Source organism: Chryseobacterium sp. Bi04 (assembly GCF_918698085.1).
In the GTDB taxonomy this organism is placed as follows: Bacteria; Bacteroidota; Bacteroidia; order Flavobacteriales; family Weeksellaceae; genus Chryseobacterium.
This window is the reverse complement of sequence record NZ_CAKKLP010000006.1, coordinates 155,594-173,917: the sequence shown is the minus strand read 5'-3', so window position 1 is coordinate 173,917 and position 18,324 is coordinate 155,594. Positions and strand designations below refer to the sequence as shown.

Annotated in this window: 18 protein-coding genes; 13 read left to right on the top strand and 5 right to left on the bottom strand. The window is 36.7% G+C overall.

Annotated elements, in window-relative coordinates:
• The 5 genes from LQV47_RS11905 (at nt 1) to LQV47_RS11885 (ending at nt 3,364) form a co-directional block, all read left to right on the top strand.
• Nucleotides 1–720: a hypothetical protein gene (locus LQV47_RS11905; RefSeq protein WP_230037121.1), complete on the top strand. Its 720-nt coding sequence runs from the start codon at nt 1–3 to the stop codon at nt 718–720.
• A gap of 63 nt (nt 721–783) precedes the next feature.
• Complete coding sequence (locus tag LQV47_RS11900) at nt 784–1,554, top strand: hypothetical protein (RefSeq protein WP_230037119.1); 771 nt, start codon at nt 784–786, stop codon at nt 1,552–1,554.
• 79 nt (nt 1,555–1,633) lie between these two features.
• A complete protein-coding gene (locus tag LQV47_RS11895; protein ID WP_230037117.1) occupies nt 1,634–2,416 on the top strand; it encodes a hypothetical protein in 783 nt (260 codons plus the stop codon).
• Nucleotides 2,416–2,976: a LemA family protein gene (locus tag LQV47_RS11890; RefSeq protein WP_230037115.1), complete on the top strand. Its 561-nt coding sequence runs from the start codon at nt 2,416–2,418 to the stop codon at nt 2,974–2,976. Before LQV47_RS11895 ends, LQV47_RS11890 begins: the two co-directional genes overlap by 1 nt.
• Nucleotides 2,957–3,364, top strand: coding sequence for a hypothetical protein (locus tag LQV47_RS11885; protein ID WP_230037113.1), 408 nt, complete (start codon nt 2,957–2,959; stop codon nt 3,362–3,364). The genes LQV47_RS11890 and LQV47_RS11885 overlap by 20 nt, the downstream gene beginning before the upstream one ends.
• A gap of 216 nt (nt 3,365–3,580) precedes the next feature.
• Here the strand turns inward: LQV47_RS11885 and LQV47_RS11880 are convergent, their stop codons facing one another.
• From LQV47_RS11880 to LQV47_RS11870, 3 genes are all read right to left on the bottom strand, one after another.
• Nucleotides 3,581–5,371: an endonuclease gene (locus LQV47_RS11880; protein WP_230037111.1), complete on the bottom strand. Its 1,791-nt coding sequence runs from the start codon at nt 5,369–5,371 to the stop codon at nt 3,581–3,583.
• A 261-nt stretch (nt 5,372–5,632) separates the two neighbouring features.
• Complete coding sequence (locus tag LQV47_RS11875; protein ID WP_047492272.1) at nt 5,633–6,160, bottom strand: DUF4136 domain-containing protein; 528 nt, start codon at nt 6,158–6,160, stop codon at nt 5,633–5,635.
• 1 nt (nt 6,161) lies between these two features.
• Complete coding sequence (locus LQV47_RS11870; RefSeq protein ID WP_047492275.1) at nt 6,162–6,344, bottom strand: DUF5522 domain-containing protein; 183 nt, start codon at nt 6,342–6,344, stop codon at nt 6,162–6,164.
• Between the two features lie 39 nt (nt 6,345–6,383).
• On the opposite strand from LQV47_RS11870, the gene LQV47_RS11865 reads away from it, so the two are divergent.
• On the top strand, nt 6,384–6,716 hold the full coding sequence (locus tag LQV47_RS11865; protein WP_230037109.1) for a hypothetical protein: 333 nt from the start codon (nt 6,384–6,386) through the stop codon (nt 6,714–6,716).
• Between the two features lie 4 nt (nt 6,717–6,720).
• Here LQV47_RS11865 and LQV47_RS11860 read toward each other — a convergent pair whose 3' ends face one another.
• The gene (locus LQV47_RS11860; RefSeq protein WP_230037108.1) at nt 6,721–7,332 is read right to left on the bottom strand and encodes a hypothetical protein; all 612 of its coding nucleotides are present in this window, start codon (nt 7,330–7,332) and stop codon (nt 6,721–6,723) included.
• 774 nt (nt 7,333–8,106) lie between these two features.
• Between LQV47_RS11860 and LQV47_RS11855 the strand changes: the two genes are divergently transcribed.
• The 7 genes from LQV47_RS11855 to LQV47_RS11825 all read left to right on the top strand — a co-directional run bounded on the left by LQV47_RS11855 (nt 8,107) and on the right by LQV47_RS11825 (nt 16,695).
• Nucleotides 8,107–9,015, top strand: coding sequence for a pyridoxal-phosphate dependent enzyme (locus LQV47_RS11855; RefSeq protein WP_230037106.1), 909 nt, complete (start codon nt 8,107–8,109; stop codon nt 9,013–9,015).
• Nucleotides 9,016–9,031: 16 nt separating this feature from the next.
• Complete coding sequence (locus LQV47_RS11850) at nt 9,032–10,090, top strand: glucosaminidase domain-containing protein (protein ID WP_230037104.1); 1,059 nt, start codon at nt 9,032–9,034, stop codon at nt 10,088–10,090.
• A gap of 73 nt (nt 10,091–10,163) precedes the next feature.
• Nucleotides 10,164–11,453: a glutamate-1-semialdehyde 2,1-aminomutase gene (gene hemL, locus LQV47_RS11845; protein ID WP_230037102.1), complete on the top strand. Its 1,290-nt coding sequence runs from the start codon at nt 10,164–10,166 to the stop codon at nt 11,451–11,453.
• A gap of 838 nt (nt 11,454–12,291) precedes the next feature.
• Nucleotides 12,292–13,623, top strand: a complete 1,332-nt coding sequence (locus tag LQV47_RS11840) for an amidohydrolase (RefSeq protein WP_230037100.1) — start codon at nt 12,292–12,294, stop codon at nt 13,621–13,623.
• A 24-nt stretch (nt 13,624–13,647) separates the two neighbouring features.
• Nucleotides 13,648–14,316 (top strand): ankyrin repeat domain-containing protein, encoded by a 669-nt coding sequence (locus LQV47_RS11835; RefSeq protein ID WP_230037098.1) that lies wholly within the window; start codon nt 13,648–13,650, stop codon nt 14,314–14,316.
• A gap of 214 nt (nt 14,317–14,530) precedes the next feature.
• The gene (locus LQV47_RS11830; protein WP_230037095.1) at nt 14,531–15,376 is read left to right on the top strand and encodes a helix-turn-helix transcriptional regulator; all 846 of its coding nucleotides are present in this window, start codon (nt 14,531–14,533) and stop codon (nt 15,374–15,376) included.
• Nucleotides 15,377–15,456: 80 nt separating this feature from the next.
• On the top strand, nt 15,457–16,695 hold the full coding sequence (locus tag LQV47_RS11825) for an amidohydrolase (RefSeq protein WP_230037093.1): 1,239 nt from the start codon (nt 15,457–15,459) through the stop codon (nt 16,693–16,695).
• A gap of 189 nt (nt 16,696–16,884) precedes the next feature.
• On the opposite strand, the gene LQV47_RS11820 is transcribed toward LQV47_RS11825, so the two are convergent.
• Nucleotides 16,885–18,303 (bottom strand): hypothetical protein, encoded by a 1,419-nt coding sequence (locus LQV47_RS11820; RefSeq protein ID WP_230037091.1) that lies wholly within the window; start codon nt 18,301–18,303, stop codon nt 16,885–16,887.
• Between the last annotated feature and the right edge of the window lie 21 nt (nt 18,304–18,324).

Sequence of the window (18,324 nt, the reverse complement as noted above, 5' to 3'; positions counted from 1 at the left end):
ATGAAAAATTTAAAATACGCATTAATACCAATAATCTGTATGGGATTTACATCATGTAACCAACAGGACAAGAAAAGCAGTGAAGCTCAAATTGAAGCCCGGAATGATACTCAAACGGGACCTTTCAATCTTGCTGCTCTTACGATGGGACAAAATATCAATGATATTTTAAAATCAGGTGGGATGACCGCTAAAGATACCGTACAAACCGATGAGGTGACGCTGATTGGAAATGAGAGATTAGCTTTTTCTTCTGAAGCATTATTACATTTTAACGGGATCAGTTTAGATGGGAAAAATAATAAAAATACCAATAAAGTCCTTTTACACTTTGGAAAAGTAGACCAGGAAATTGGACCTCTCGCTAATGAAAAGGATGACGAGCTGGGAATGTATCAGCTGGATATTTATACCGAACCTGAAAAAAAAGCCCTTTTTGAAAACTTAAACAAAACCCTTCAGAAACCTGTTTTTACTACAGTACATGAAAGTTTTGAATCAGAAGTCAAAGACAATGAGATCATACAGACTCAAAATAAACTCAGACAGGAAGTGGCCATATGGAAAAATAAAGGAATGATCTATTATTACTGTGAAACCAAAATAGATAATAAACCTGATGAATACAGATGTAACTTATTTGTGTTTAAAAATAAAGAATGGAAAGATCTGCTGAAAGGATCAGGATATCAGGATCTCGATAAAATTTCTCTCAATTGATATGAACAGAGGATATCGTAATTTCAATACAATAAAACCAGTAAAAAATAGTATATATTTCCCATGCAGCAGCCTTATTATGTAATTGACTTCAGTGCATCAGCATGTATGTTTGAGATCAGGATCAATGATTATCCTGTTATCCATATGAATGCTACCAATCAGGTATCTACTATGATTCCTGTCAACTATGCCATACTGGAAAAAGGAAAACAGACGATCACAGCTTCCATTTTACCGGTGGCGGGGCAAACCGAAATTGATAAACAGGCTGAACTGAAATTCAATATCAAGCTTTTTGATGTCACCAATAATTTTGTATTTGATAAACAGTTTGGTGACTATCAGTCAAAGCCTGTAGAAGATAAAAAATTACCTGTGATCAGGTATGAAAGCTCCTTTGATGCCGACGTTCCTTATAAGCTTACTGCCTGGCAGGACGGAATGAACCTTAAAGATGTTAAAGACTGCCGGGAAAAACTGGATATGGCCTATCATAAAATCATCAGGCTGATTGAGAATGCCAAATATGATGAGTATAAGAAGCTCATTCTGAGAAGAGAAGGGAACATGGCCCAGTCGATGTATCTATCTCCCCGGGAATCTGAAGGAAGATTCAAAGAATTACTTAATGAGTTCATGGGCGGTATGAAAGTTCAGCCAATACCTGATGATGCTGTTATGATGCTGTATGCAGACAGTAGAGCCGCCGTTTTAAAAAGGCCCAATGGCGATGCGGCATTATATTTAATAGATTCTAAAACACAGGAAGAACTGATGCTTGATATTACCTTCTATATACCGCAGGGAAAAAACGAATTTGAGATCATATAATCTTGCAAATAAAATGTACTTTTGAAGGCCGACCCTATTCCTGATGAATATTGCCGGCCTTTCAATATCCATATCATCTATGAAGAACGACAAGAAAACGTCATACACGGGATACATTGTTCTGGGAATAATAGGATTTTGTTTTCTCTATTTTATTCTGTGGACTATCTTTAAAGAGAAAATGCCACTGCATAAATATCTGTATGAAATATCCAGTAATTATGATGCGTATGCAGAAAAGGCACTGTTTATTTTTCCATTAGTATTTTTTGTTTTCATTTTTATTACCTTAATGAAGCCTACTTCTGCTAAACGTTTTTTACGGTTGCAGGCATCACTTCCAACCTCAAAAATAAAATCCTTAGCTAAAGGACTCGTGGAAGTGGAAGGAACATTGGTGATGAAGAATCCGCTGCTTTCTCCGGTGGATAATGAAGCCTGTATCGGATATTATTATACCATTGAAGATATTGATAAAGATTCTGACGGTAAAGAATCTTACAGAACAATACATAGAGAAACCCAGTGTAATCCTTTCCAGATAAAAGATGAAACAGGAATCATTGAGGTAGAACCCGAAGGAATAGAGCTGATCCTTCTCGGAGAAACAAATGTGAGCAGCAACAATAGCAAAAGGTACAAAGAAACCCTTCTGAAAGACGGTCAAAAAATGCTGCTGGTGGGCTATGCTGATGTTAAAAACGGACTGCCATTCATCAGAAAAGACGATCGTTATAAAGTGCTGGGAATTACCTCTGCATCAGGAATTACCGTATGGAATAAATATCAGCCATTGTTGAGGTCATTCCTGTTTACCTGCTCTGTTATCCTTTTAATAATCATATTTATATTTACACAATAATGAACCAAACTGTTGCAATTATATTACTGATCCTGCTGGGCGTTGCCGTTATAAGCTTCTTAATCAATTTGTATAATAAGCTGGTGATGCTTAAATTCAATGTAGAAAAAGCCTACGGAAATATTGATGTGGTTTTGAAACAAAGGGCAGATGAAATTCCTAACCTGGTGAACGTAGCCAAACATTTTATGAGCTATGAAGAAAAGCTGCTTGCACGTCTTACAGAATTGAGAACCTTTTATAACAGTACAACAGATGCTGATAAAAAAACCGAACTGGCCAATGAGACTTCAAAGGCTTTATCTTCATTCTTTGCCGTTTCTGAAAACTACCCGGAGCTTGCTTCCAACAACAACTTCCTGGAACTGCAGAAAAGAATTTCTGAACTTGAAAACAAAATAGCAGACAGAAGAGAATTTTTTAACGACAGCATTAACCTCTACAATATAGGAATTCATGAATTTCCCAATGTAATACTGGCAAAAATGCTGGGCTATAAAGACAAGACTTTACTGGAAGTAACAAACGCCGAAAAACAATATGACGGAATTCAGTTTTAATACCTTTTTCGGACTCGAAAGACATATGGCAGAATATCCTGAAGTCGCGATATTTGGAGCCCTGTTTTTACCTTTGTTTTTATTTATCCCTGTTGCTGTAATAGGCTGGATATTCAGAAAGCTGAAATTCAACATGTATAGTATTCATGTATTGCTGTATACGCTGATGTTTACCTTTGTAATAGGAGCGCTTACCATATTTATACTCTTCTTTATCACGGATAGAAACGGGGTGAAATTAGCGTATTGCTGGCTCACTGTATTGATAGGGATGTTCTTTTTCAGTATGATCAATGCCAATACCATTACCAAAATGTTTACGGATTGGTCAAAGATTATTAAAGAGAAGGATGGAAGGGAAGGGAATGAGTTAAGAGTTAAGAGTTAAGAGTTAAGAGTGTCTTTCACAGCTGCTCTGTCAGATCAGCTTACTGGTTTCTCTTAGTTTTCTTAAGTTTAAGCACCTAAAAATGAACCTTTGCGTTATAATAATTCGGTATTAAAGAACAAATTACTCCTTGTATTGGCAAATGCGAAAGGTATAAAATAAAAGGCTGGTCTCTGAAAATAGAAACCAGCCTTACTTATTATTATCAATTTAAGATTATTTTACCAAAAACTGCATCGTTGTATTATCCAGTTTTAAAATATAAATTCCCTGACCAAGATTTTGGGTCTTAATAGAATTTCCATTTTTAAAAGGCTGATTAACCGTTTGCATCACTTTCCCCTGTACATTATAAATCTCAGCTTTTTTGATATGCTGTACATCTCCGCTTACAAAGATTTCCTGATTAGTGACCGGGTTTGGAGAAATTTTAAAATTTTGAGCTTTTGTTTCCAAAGCAGCAGCTTGAGCTTGTCTGGCAGTTTCTCCAGAATAGCATGTCCATTGAAGATCGTCAATAGCAATTCTGTTACTTGCAGAACCGTTAACCAGACTTACCGTTACATTACCGGAAACATCAATATTATTAATCGTCGTAGTGGTTGCCGTTGCGCTATAAGGAACAGTTCCTACAGTAGTTCCGTTTACTTTTACATCAAGATTTCCATTACTTCCGGAAAACTTCAGTTGAGTAGTTACCGTTAAAGAGCCAATACCATTGCCTGAGCTGCCTGATGTTAAAGAACCGCTTCTTATGGTAATAGCTTTATTGTTGATCGTTTGGTCTGTTCTGGCATCAGTAGCGGTCCAGGAAATTCCGCTGTTGCTCCATGTTCTTGTAGTATAAGAGGCACTGGTGGCAGGGATGGTTTCAAAAGTTTCGTTTACACACCCTGTAGATGGATTTGTAGATCCGGCGTTGGTAGTTCCTGAAACAGTAGAGCTGTTTGCAGAAGAATTTCCGGCGGCATCCTTAGCTACCACATAGAAAGTATAGGTAGTGGAAGGGTTGAGACCTGAAATCGTAGCTGTAGTAGAATTTACTGTAGTATTCAGGCTTCCGTTCATATAAACAGCATAAGAAGAAACCCCTACGTTATCAGTAGAAGCATTCCATCCAAGAGAAATACTGTTAGCTGTTTTTCCGCTAACAGCTAAACCTGTAGCCGTTGTGGGAGCCTGGGTATCATTGCTTGGCTGCTGAGATCCCCAGATAAGATTTACATAGCTGGGATTATCAATAAATGGGTTTCTATTCCCCTGAAAAGTATAGGATGCATTATTTCTATTGATTTCAGCCTGAGAAACAGGATCCTGGTTGTTCCAGGCTAGAAGTACGTTAAGTTCCCATGTCTGTAAGCCCGGAAAAGCAGAACTTCCCAGCATATTCCCAGAAGAAAAAGAAGAAAGTTTACTTTGATAACGGGTTACGAAATAAAAGATCATACGGGCTACATCACCTTTAAACTCATCAATCGGTTCGAAAACAGTTCCTGAATATCCCGAAGAAGCAGAATTTCCAAGCTTTGATCCGTTTTTAGATGTAAAAGTAGCGCTTCCCACCTGTCCGAAAGGATAATTGCTTCTCATACCATTTACTTTTCCGTCAGTGGCTCTGATGAAATGAATATCAGAAACCATAGGTGAAGACTGGTTAAATAAACTCTGAGGAACAATATGTTCTCTGTTATAGCAATTTCCTTCCGTAGAATAAGTACCACACTGATTGGTACCCGGTGTATAGTTATAAGGATCAGCTCCTACAGGTTTTTCTGAATAAATATCAAGGATAGACCCGTCATTTTCATAATTCTTATCAATATCGGTGGTTTTATAACCGGTCCACAATCCGCTGTAGCCTTTATCCTGATGACCGTTGGTAATAATGGTGCTTAATGCCGTTTTCAAAGCAGCACCGCTCAGTCCGTTGGCAGAATTGTAATATCCTGCAGGAGCCTGAGCATTTACAAGTCCCGCAAAAACAGAAAATAAAATGATTTTTTTCATACTAATATTATTTCAAGCAAGAATACTACATTTTTATGAATAAAAAATTACATAATTATTAATTTTCAATAGTCAATATTGTGCTTTGCATAATAAGTAACGCGTCATCATTGTTCACTAAAAATAGGAGAAGGTGTCTATGAAATTTTCAGCTAATCTGTATGTAAAAACACAATAAGTAATAGAAGTATATCCTTATATCATATCACCATAAAAAATGCCGGCACAAAATGTACCGGCATCTATAATAATTGCTTTAATTTATTTTCTTTGTGGCGGATAGTTTTTCATAATCTCAGCCAGAATTTCCGGAATTTGTCTCTGTTTGGATTTTGGTGAATCCACAGAAATTCCACTTCCGATACCCTGCCAAACCAACTTATTTGTTTTTGAATCGATAAGGTCTACGATTAAGGCACCTTCATTATAATTGCTGGTCCATGTTCTGCTCATTCCGACACCCCATCCGAATGGGCCGCCCCAGCCCCACATTCCGTAAGGTGAAGAAGAATTAATATCAGTAACTTTCTTATGGTTAGCTTTTACGTTGACAATCAGATCAGGATTTTCTCCGGACTGAAGTCCTTTGCTTTGAAGCTGTCTTGATAATTCATTCAAAACCCTGTCTTTATCAATATCATTCAATTTCAAATCATCAATTCTTATTTTATAGGTTTTATAAGAATTGAAATTGGCTGTTTCAGCGTAGTCTGAACGTACCTGAAAAGGACTACATGAAGTAAGACCTAATGTAGCAGAAGCCAACAAGATAAAAATATATTTTTTCATTTTATTTATTTTTTTTATCGTTTTTAATGAATGTATCTGTCTTTTTATCGTATCCGTAAGGACAGTGTCTGCAGCCGCTTTTACAACAGTGTCCTCTTTTCAGATGAAACTTTTCCGTAAAAACCTTGTATCCCTGTTCATTATAATAAAAGTCCTCACCTTCTTTGATGTCAAAATGGGCCATAAGTTAAACGTTAGTCAAAAACTTTTTATATTTGTTGTTATGATAATTGTATGCCAAAAGCCATTAAAAAAACTAAAAATTAACGGCATTGCTCTCTTTCCCTTTATCTTCATTAGGAAACCCGAAGATAAGGAAAATAAAGTACTTATCAATCACGAAAAGATCCATTTAAGACAGCAGCTGGAGATGCTTATTATTTTCTTCTATATATTCTATGTGATCGAATATTATTACTGGTTTTTCAAACTAAAAGATGGCTATCTGGCCTATAAAAGAATTTCATTTGAAAGAGAAGCCTATGCAAGAGAAAAAGATTTGAATTATCTTAAAACAAGAAAACTGTGGGGTTTCTGGAAATATATAAGATCATAAAGTTCTATTTCTTATCCTTCCATTCATTATCAAAATCCTGCTGGGTTTTCTGGGGTTGAAAATATTTATCGTGATTTCTCTTGATATCATAGAGAATTGCTTTTCCGATTAAAATATCCAAATCTGGGATAATCCATTCCGGAGAACCTTTTTTTTCCTGACCGTTTGTAAATATTTTAGTGGCTTTACCCTCTTTCATTTCCACTTTCATCACTAAGCATGGAGACAGGTAACCGGAACATGAATGCCCTGTGTATACTTCTTTGGCAACAGTTCCATCGTTGAAAGTGATTTTCAGCTCAAGCTGATTTCTGGGCTGTGTAGATTGCACACCATAACGGGTTGAGCTTTCAATAGAACTGATCGTTTGTAAATATTCAATGGTATTTTGCCTGCTTTCCGGAATATATCCGGGATACGTTATACTTCGCGTATGATCTTCCACTTCCTGTTCGATCTGAGCATTAAACATACTGATTATTTTGTCGTTAGGCTTATCGGGGATATCCAGCTCTGATCGGGAAAACAGCTGATTTCCAAAAAAAATGTAAAACATTCCTGCCATAAAGATGATGACAACAAGTGCAGATATTATGGTGATCAATATTTTTTTCATATCCGGCTTTTTAGTTTTATCGTAACCAAGTTAGAAATTATTATTTAAAAACAGAGTTTTAAAGTAATGGTCTTTAAACTGCAGGAACCCACTTACAAATAAACATTTCATCGATTGGCTTAGCTAAAACCGATCATTAAAATATTCTTGATAATTGTTCGTAAAATATGGCTGCGATCCCTACGGGATGATAAAGATTGTGAATAGATACCATTTACATGGTCATATTTGAGCCATTATTCAAAAAATAGATTTGATAAAGTGTGTCATTTCATACGACTTACTAAATTACAATATAATCTGATTCTACCAGAGCTTATTCCATTCAATAGAAGTGGACTTTAGTCCACTTACAAATAAACATTTCATCGATTGGCTTAGCTTAAACCGATCATTAAAATATTCTTGATAATTGTTCGTAAAATATGGCTGAGATCCCTACGGGATGACAAAGATCGTGAATAGATGCCATTTACATGGTCATATTTGAGCCATTATTTCAAAAAACAGATTCCATAGAGCTGTCATTTTGTAAGACTTACTAAATTACAATATAATCTGATTCTACCAGAGCTTATTCCATATCAATAGGAGTGGACTTTAGTCCACTTACAAATAAGTATTCATTGATTGGCTTTAGCCGAAACCTAATTATTGAAATACATCTTTCAACGAAAATACCCATCAAAATTTGCACAACTGCTGAAATCTCAATGGAAATAAATCTTTTGTTATTTTTGTAATCAATAAACCTTGAGTAGTTCAAAAATAAACATGGTATTACAACTTCCCACAGAACCTGTTCCCATTCAGGAAATTTCCATTGATAAAAAGGTGAGACTTTTTATAAAAAGAGAAGATCTTATCCATCCTCAAATTTCAGGAAATAAATACTGGAAACTTTTCTATAATATCAATAAATATCTGGAAAAAAAACCTGAAAATCCTTATGTTATTACTTTTGGAGGAGCGTTCTCGAATCATATTTCTGCGGTTTCTGCAGCAGGGAACATGGCAGGTATTCCAACATTGGGAATTATAAGAGGGGAAGAACTGCAGAATAAATGGCGGGATAATCCTACTTTGGTTTTTGCCAAAAGAAATGGGATGAACCTGAAATTTGTCACCCGTGAAGAGTACAGACATAAAGAAAAATTTACCGAATTTCTGCAACAGGAGTTCCCTGATGCATTGATCGTTCCGGAAGGAGGAACCAATGAAGAGGCTGTGGAAGGGATAAAAATGATGCTCAATGAGCAAACAAAAGATTTTGACTATCTTTGCACCGCAGTTGGAACAGGAGGAACCATTGCTGGAATCTCGAAATTTTGTGAAGACAATCAGAAAGTTATAGGGTTTAAGGTGGTTGACGATACTTCGCTGGAGAAAAAAATAGCAGAATTAACTTCGAAACATAATTTTAATCTAATAGATTCAGATTTTGGAGGTTATGGTAAAATAAATGACGAAAACATTCGTTTTATCAATGATTTTAAAGAGAAATATAATATTCCTTTGGAACCTATTTATACAGGAAAGATGATGCAGAAGGTTTTTGAGCTGATTGAAGAAAACTATTTTCCTGAAAACACCAGTATATTATGCTTTCATACAGGAGGATTACAGGGAATTGAGGGAGCAAATCTACTGTTAGAAAAACAGAATAGAAATTTAATTATATAAAGTAACATTGAAAAACATGAAAAGACTTTTCGTACTAATAAGCCTTTTAGTTTTATCAAAATTTTCTGCCCAAAATTGGGCAACTGAAGATCAGTATATCCAAAAATTTGCTAAATATGCGGTAGAGGAAATGGAAAAATATAAAATTCCTGCTTCTATTACCCTTGCTCAGGGACTATTGGAAACCGGAGGAGGACAAAGCAGACTGGCACTGGAAGGTAAAAACCACTTCGGAATAAAATGTAAGGAAGACTGGACAGGTAAGACAATGAAACATACGGATGATGCACCTAATGAATGCTTCCGTGTGTATGAAGATCCAAGACAGTCTTATGAAGACCATTCCATATTTTTATCTACAAGGAAATACTACGCCAATCTTTTTAATCTGGATATGAAGGATTACAGAGCCTGGGCTTATGGTCTGAAAAAAGCAGGATACGCCACCAATCCACGTTATGCTTCCATCCTGATCACTAAAATTGAAAAATACAGATTATACGAATACGACAATACCAGTTCTAATGAGGTATTGTATGCCGTTCTTAAAATGTATCCGGACCTTAAGGATGACAGATCTTTCATGGCGCAGCTTGAACCTTCAAAAATGGGTAAAAAAGCTAAAGATCCGGTTACTGTGGAAGTTCCTTACAAGCAAACCTCTTATGCACAGCAGCAGAAAAGAGTGGAGAGAATCAAAACAAAAGCAGAGATCCTTAATGCTATTCTGATCAAAAGCCATCCAAATGATGGTTTGAAATATATTGTTATTCCTGAAGATACCAACGTACAGTTTATTGCCAATAAATTTAAAGTGAGCGAAAGCAGACTGATGAAATGGAATGAATTGGAGAACGATGTATTAAAGAAAAATGATATTGTTTTCCTTGAGTCTAAAAACTCTTCTGGAAATACGGCAACTTACAAGGCGGCATCAGGGGAAGATATGCATGATATCGCCCAGAAATTCGGAATCAAATTACATAAATTATATGCTAAAAACAGGATGGATGAAGGACAGCAGCCATCTGCAGGACAGTTAATTTATTTAATAGATAAAAAACCAAGAAATTAATCTTTGTTGATAGCTTCTCATTAACCGTTCATTATGAGCTGTTACTGAATTCTTGTCAACCCGTAACTAATATATGAAGTATCAAAGAAGTTCGGCTTTATTTGATGAAGCCTACAAATACATTCCGGGAGGAGTAAACTCTCCGGTTCGCGCATTCAAATCAGTGGGAGGGGTTCCTGTTTTCATGAAATCAGCAAAAGGTGCTTACCTTACCGATGCAGATGATAATACGTATATCGATTACATCAACTCATGGGGGCCTGCCATCTTGGGACATACCCATCCTAAAGTTTTGGAAGAACTGAAAATTCAGGCTGAGAAAGGTTTTTCTTTCGGTGCTCCTACAGAACTGGAAACAGAAATTGCAAAATTTATCATTGAAAATGTACCTAATATCGACCAGATCAGAATGGTTTCTTCAGGAACTGAGGCATGTATGAGTGCCATCAGACTGGCGAGAGGGTATACAGGAAGAGATAAAATTGTAAAATTTGAAGGTTGCTACCACGGACATTCAGATTCATTCCTGATTAAAGCAGGAAGTGGAGCTGCTACATTCGGAAATCCCAATTCTCCGGGAGTAACAGCAGGAACAGCTAAAGATACTTTATTAGCCCGTTACAACGATTTTGAACAGGTGGAAGATCTGTTCCGCCATAATCAGGGTGAAATTGCAGCAGTAATCATCGAACCTGTTGCCGGAAATATGGGTTGTGTCTTACCTGAAAATAATTTCCTTCAAAATTTAAGAAGAATCTGTGACGAGAATGGTGCTTTACTTATTTTTGATGAAGTAATGACCGGTTTCAGATTGTCTTTTGGTGGAGCTCAGGAGCTTTTCAATGTGAAAGCCGACCTGGTAACCTATGGAAAGGTAATCGGTGGAGGTCTGCCGGTAGGTGCTTTTGCCGGAAAAAATGAAATTATGGATCATTTGGCTCCAAAAGGAGGCGTATATCAGGCTGGAACATTAAGTGGAAATCCATTGGCTATGAGAGCAGGATTAAAAACTCTTCAGCTTATTAAAAATGATTCGGAATTCTTCAACAGACTGAATAAGACAACAGAAACTTTAGATTTTGAAATCGGAAAAATTTTAAATGAAAAAGGAATTGCCCATAAGATCAATAGAAAAGGGTCTATGATGTCTGTATTCTTCCATATCAACAGGGTTTCAAATTTTGATGAAGCTCAGGAAGCCAATCATTCGTTATTTAATAACTTCTTCCATCAGATGCTGCAAAATGGAGTGTATCTTCCACCAAGCGGATATGAAACGTATTTCATCAGCGATGCGATCAAGGATAAAGAAATTGATATGACGCTGGAAGCAGTAAGAAAATTTGAATATTCTAATAAATAATAGTGAAACCGGATTTTAGATCCGGTTTTTTTATGCAGAATGATTTGAATTAGGAAGTTTGCAGATCACTAAAAAACTCTACGCAATCAAAGTTATGCACAATCTTTTGTCACTCCGTAGGAGTCTCAACAGAGTAAGCAGCATAATTTAGATTCCTGCGGAATGACAAGGATGCTGGTAAACTTATGTATAAATCGTAAGTAATTTTTACATCTAAAAATAAGCACATAGTTTGTCACTCCGTAGGAGTCTCAGTAATCAAAGTGAATCAGCCGTTTAGATTCCTGCGGAATGACAAGGATGCTGGTAAACTTATGTATAAAACGTAAGTAATTTTTACGTCTAAAAATAAGCACATAGTTTGTCACTCCGTAGGAGTCTCAGTAATCAAAGTGAGTCAGCCGTTTAGATTCCTGCGGAATGACAAGGATGCTGGTAAACTTATGTATAAATCGTAAGTAATTTTTACATCTAAAAATAAGCACATAGTTTGTCACTCCGTAGGAGTCTCAGTAATCAAAGTGAGTCAGCCGTTTAGATTCCTGCGGAATGAAAAGGATGCTGGTAAACTTTTGTATAAGTCGTAAGTAATTTTTACGTCTAAAAATAACCATATAGTTTGTCACTCCGTAGGAGTCTCAGCAATCAAAGTGAATCAGCCGTTTAGATTCCTGAATGACAATTGTTGTGGGGTATCTTCTTTATTCTAGTGTAGAAAAGATAAAGGGGATGTTAATAAGGAATCAAAACAAAGCATAAATCATACAAGTTTTGTAATAAACCATACACTTTGGTCAGCAGACTTCTTTTTAATTTTGTCATAAATAGATTGGAAAGGATGACTTCAGACAATAATATATCCCGTAAGGATTTTATCAGAAATTCTGCATGGGCAATGGCCGGATTAACCTTAATACCTAATATCATGGCAGCATCACCGTTTTTTGATGAAAAGAATATATGGACTAAAGGGAAGTTAAGCCTTAAAAATGTCCGTTTAGAAACCGGTTTTGAATATCAGGAGGGGGAAGTTGCATCCACCAAAACAGATCTGTTTTATATAGAAGTTGAGCATGGAAAGATCACAAAGATCATCCCAAACCAGCCTAATGCTAAAGCAGTAGATGCAAAAGGATTGTTAATGCTCCCTGCGTTTAAAGACATGCATATTCATTTGGATAAAACATTGTATGGAGATCAATGGCAGGCTGTAAGAAAAAGAACCGGCGGAATCAAAGGAATGATTGAGCTGGAACAGAAAATACTTCCTGAGATGCTGAAAAATTCAACATTTAAAGCTGAAAAACTGATTGAGCTGCTTCAGTCAAAAGGAACTTCATATGCCAGAAGCCATGTAAATATTGAACCTACTTCGAAACTCCAATCATTAAAAAACCTTCAAAAGGCTTTAGAGAATAAAAAGAAAGGCTTTGGAGCCGAGCTGGTTGCTTTTCCGCAGCATGGTGTATTCTATACCGATTCAGCTCCTTATCTGAAAGAGGCTGCGAAGATGGATATTGATTTTATTGGGGGCGTAGACCCATTCAATATTGACGGAAATATTGAAAAAGTAATGGATTTTACCGTTCAGTTGGCATTGGATCATCAAAAAGGAATAGATATTCATCTGCATGAAACCGGAGATTCCGGATTGAAAACTGTAGAGTATCTTATTAAAAAATTGAATGAAAATCCTTCTTTAAAAGGGAAAACCTATTTAAGTCACTGTTTCATACTGGCCAAACTGGAGAGTACAAAGCAGGAAGAAATAGCTGAGAAATTAGCAGATGCCCAAATCGGAATTGTTTCCACGATTCCTTTTGGAAGAATGATTATGCCTATCCCAACATTATACAAACATAATGTAACGGTATTGACAGGTAATGACAGTATTGTAGACCACTGGAATACTTTCGGAACAGGGAGTGTGCTGGAGAAAGCCAACCTGATGGCCCAGCTATATGGTTATTCTACAGAATTTTTATTGTCAAGAAGTTTAAAGCTGGCGACAGGAAATATTCTTCCATTAGATGATAAAGGAGGTCAGCAGTGGCCTAAAACAGGTGATAAAGCAGATTTTGTATTGCTGAATGCAAGCTGTTCTGCAGAAGCCGTATCAAGGATTTCAACTGTTGAGTCATTGGTGCATCAGGGAAATGTAGTCTTTTAAGTTTTCGACCTAAAATAAACGATTATGAAAGTTTTAGTATTTCTTTTAACATTCGGAAGTATGAGTGCCTGCGGAGAGAAACCGGTTGCTTTCTCAAAAGAAGATACGAGACCTCAGGAAAATATTATAGAAAAGGTGAAAAACAATGATCTCACGGCCGTAAAATCTGCTTTAGAGAATGGTACAGATGTTAATACTCAGGATGAAAGAGGACGTTCTTTATTAATGATAGCAACAATAGAAAAGAACATAGAAATGGCAAAACTGCTTATTTCTTATAAAGCTGATGTGAACCTTCAGGATAACCAGAAAGACAGTCCGTTTTTATACGCAGGAGCAAGCGGGCAGACAGAATTGGTTACGCTGTTTTTGGACAACGGAGCCCGTTTTGATTTGTATAACCGATATAACGGTACCGCATTAATTCCGGCATGTGAACGGGGATATGTAGAAACTGTAAAAGTTTTAGTAAAGGCAAAGGGTTTTCCGATCAATCATGTGAACCGCTTAGGATGGACGGCATTAATGGAAGCCGTGATCCTTGGAAATGGTACCCGGAAATATCAGGAAATCGTGCAGATTTTAAAAGATAATGGCGCAGATATCAACATTCCTGACCATTCAGGGAAGACTCCTTTGGAACATGCAGAATCACTAGGTTTTAAAGAAATAGCTGAGATCTTAACATCATAGCACATACCGTAGGAGTAGGCGTAGAAGTGCAAAGAGTTAAGCTGTATTGAGTTTTATCATTTTGTCTTTGCGTTACTTAATGTCCTGTAATTGATAAATTTAGATATATTTTAGTTTGTGTTTGAACCACAAAGGATTCAGTATTTGTTTCTTTTGTGGTTATTTTAATTTTTCTCTCATAATTTTTATTAATTTTAGGAGAAATTCAGGTAGTGTGGGTTATCATACGGATCATTTTCCCATTTTAGGAATTCAGGAGTTTAGTGAGAATCAGCTTAAGGGCTGCAATCTGCTGTTTAACGAACTTTACGGGGCACGTTCTATTGATGATCCCCATAAACACGATTTTTTTATCATTAATCTTTTTGAAAAGGGAGTTGGTTCTCATACGATTGATTTCGTAGAATATCAGGTGAAAGATTTCCAGATCCATCTTGTTTTTCCGGATCAGGTGCATCAATGGGTGATTGAAAAAGAAACAATAGGATATCAGCTGATGATCAGCAGGGATTGGTTTGAGAGTTTCCTGCCTTCATTAAGATTTTCTGCTTCCTATTACCAGAACCATCCGGTGATCAATCTTTCCCAGGATATTTTTACAACTTTCAGATATGAATTTCAGGCAATCCAGAAAGAACTGAATGGAGAAAAGGTTTTTTGGGAACTGATCCAGAAGAGAAGTGAGCTGATAGGCCTGTTGGTAAGTAAGTCTGTGGAAGGAGCTTTCAAAGATTTTGAAGTTTATCATTCAAATCCTATCATTTCAAAATTCTTACCTCTGATCGATGAACATTTTAAAACCGAAAGATCTGTTTCTTTCTATGCAGATAAACTTAGTATTTCTGCCAATTATCTGAATATTGTCTGCAAAAAAAATCTCAATGCTTCAGCATCATCCCTTATTCAGGACAGAATTTTATTAGAAGCAAAACGTCTTCTGAAAGTTTCTGAAATGTCTGTAAAAGACATTGTCTATGATCTTGGCTTCTATGATCATGCCAGCTTTTCAAAATTCTTTAAGGCACAAACCGGAATGACGCCTTCTCAGTTCAAAGAATAATTTGTACAACATTTGACATAATTGATACACTGGTTTCGAGGAAGAGCTGATGTAATTTTGTATGGTTAAAATTTTACATCATGCAATTTCCATATCAATTAACTGCAAAAGGAAAATACTCACTGAAAAATGTCCGCCTGGAAACAGGTTTTGAATACGAAAATGAAGAGGTAACAGGTACAAAAACAGATCTTTTCAGTATTGACATTGAAGATGGGAAAATAAAAGCCGTAAGAATTAATGATCCGGCTTCTAATGCTATAGATGCTAAAGGATATCTGATGCTTCCGGCTTTCAGAGATATGCACATCCATTTGGATAAAACATTATACGGACTTCCATGGAAGGCACTTTCTCCGAAAAGAAGAACCGTAAAAGATATGATTGCGTATGAACAGGAAATTATTCCTGAATTACTAAAAACTTCTGTAGAAAGAGCCGAACAGCTGATCAGCTTACAGCAACGCTACGGAACTCATTTTGCAAGAGCCCATTTTAATATTGATCCTACCTCGGGATTACAGTCACTTGAACATCTGGAGCAGGCACTTGAAAATAAAAAAGACTCTTTCAGGGCTGAACTGGTTGCTTTCCCGCAACATGGAGTATACTACACGGAAACGCTTCCTTTAATGAAAGAAGCAGCTCAGCTGAAAAGTGTAGGTTTTATCGGGGGGCTTGATCCTTTAAGCATTGATGGAAGTATTGAAAAAGTAATGGATTTTACCGTTCAGCTGGCTTTAGATCATCATAAAGGAATTGATATTCACCTCCATGAAGTAGGAGAGTCGGGGATGAAAACCATCAATTACCTGATTGATAAAGCTATTGAAAACCCGGAACTCCAGGGGAAAACATTTGTGAGTCATGCTTTTGCTTTAGCCCATCTTTCTCCAAAAGAAACACAACAGATTGCTGAAAGGCTGGCTGAAGGTAAAGTGGGGATAGCCTCTTCTGTACCGTTCAAAGGAACTGTAATGCCCATACCAACCTTAAAGAAACATGGAGTGGATGTATTGATAGGAAACGATAATGTACAGGATTACTGGAGTACCTTCGGATCAGGAAATATGCTGCAGAAAGCAAATTTAATCGCCGAATTATATGGATATGCAACAGAGCTGGCCTTATCAAGAGCACTGCAGTTTGCTACCCAGGGTATTCTTCCACTGGATGAAAAAGGAAATCAGCAGTGGCCTAAAACAGGAGATAAAGCAGCTGTTGTTTTTACCGGTGCATCATGCTCTGCAGAAGCTGTTTCCAGAATGACCACAATAGAAGCCCTGATGAATGACGGAAATCTGTTTTGGAGAAATTAAAAAGAATATATATTTTTTATATACTTGTTTTTTGTAAATCAGCCATCGGATTTTCCGGTGGCTGATTGTTTATAGCTGAGGGCTTATTACTTTTGTATTCAACACAAAATGACAGTACTAAAAAAGCCTTCAGAAGATTCTGAAGGCTTTTTTAATAATTTGATATGATAGTAACTGTTAATAGATATACTATAAGTTATAGTTTGTCCAGCCTGCATACCAAGTGTCGCTAGCGTCTTTTACAGCTCCTCTGTACGTTACAGGAGTGAACCAAGATGCTAATTTAGTATGGGTGAATACCCCTCCTGTTAATAATGGTGACCCGGCAGCAGGAGAGAAGTTTGGTGTTGTTCCTGCAGGAGCCCATGCATTGGTAAGTTTTACGTCAGCTGTATAAGTAAGGCTGGTATTTCCTTTAGCATTGAAGAAAGTAGTAAGATCAGTGATAGAATATCCTGTTGGAGAAGAAGTGGAAGCTCCGTATTTTAAAGGAGTTACACTTCCTGCCAGAATATTATTCTCGAAAGCAAGACTTCCGCTGGTGATATTTTTATCTGTAGGAGTTCCTTTGGTAGCATCAACGAATAAACCAACCGGAAAACCTGTGAAAACAGAGTTAAATACTGAAATAGAAGAGTTTCTTCTGATCTGTAAACCATTTTGAAACAATGAGTTGATTGAACCTACATTGGTACTTGTGCTTGAAGAGTTGATTGGCCCGATAATCGTCATATTTGAGAATGTAGCGGAGCTCTGAGGAGTTAAAGCAGAACCGTTGGCATCATTATCAGATTCAAATCCGTTAGAACCTGAAACGTCAGCTACCTGAGCATCTCTTACTGCAATACCGAACTGTATTTTTCCTGAAAAACCGTTATCAGTATCAAAGTCATCATCAAGACCTTTATAAGAAATAAGGTGAGAGCAGTTTACTGTTCCTCCGAACCACTCAAAACTGTCGTCATTAGCATAAGCCACTTCTACATAATCTACAGTAGTTCCGTTACCTACCCCTCCGAATGTAATTCCGTTTACCTCTTTGTCTGGTAAGAATGCATATCCTGCATATTCAATTCTTACGTATTTTAAGATACCACTGTTGTCAGCAGCATTATTTCCTCCGTAAAGACCAAGACCTTCCGTGTTGTTGATACCCCCTTCAATTTCTCCAACTCCTTGTTGGTTGTTGAAAGAAGCATTGGTAGGAGCACTTCCTAAAATGACAATACCTGCCCAGTCTCCTCTTTTCGGACTTGGTTTTTCAGAAGTGAAGATAATAGGGTTGGCGGCAGTTCCTTCTGCCATAATTTTACTTCCTCTAGTGATAATCAAGGCTCCATTTTTATCAGCTTCACCTACAATTCTTGTTCCCGGCTCAATGGTTAAAGTTGCTCCGTTTGTTACATATACTAATCCTCTTAACTTATAAATTTTATTAGCTTTAAGCGTAACATTGGATGTGATCTTTCCTGAGAGAATAAGGTTGTCAGTGTTTCCATTTCCGGAACCATCCTGAATGATGGTTTGCCCGTCTTCTTCTATATTTCTACATGCAGTAGTTGTAGCAAGAGCGCCAAGCATTAAAGAATATAAAACGAATTTTTTCATGTTATAAAGAATTAAGTTATT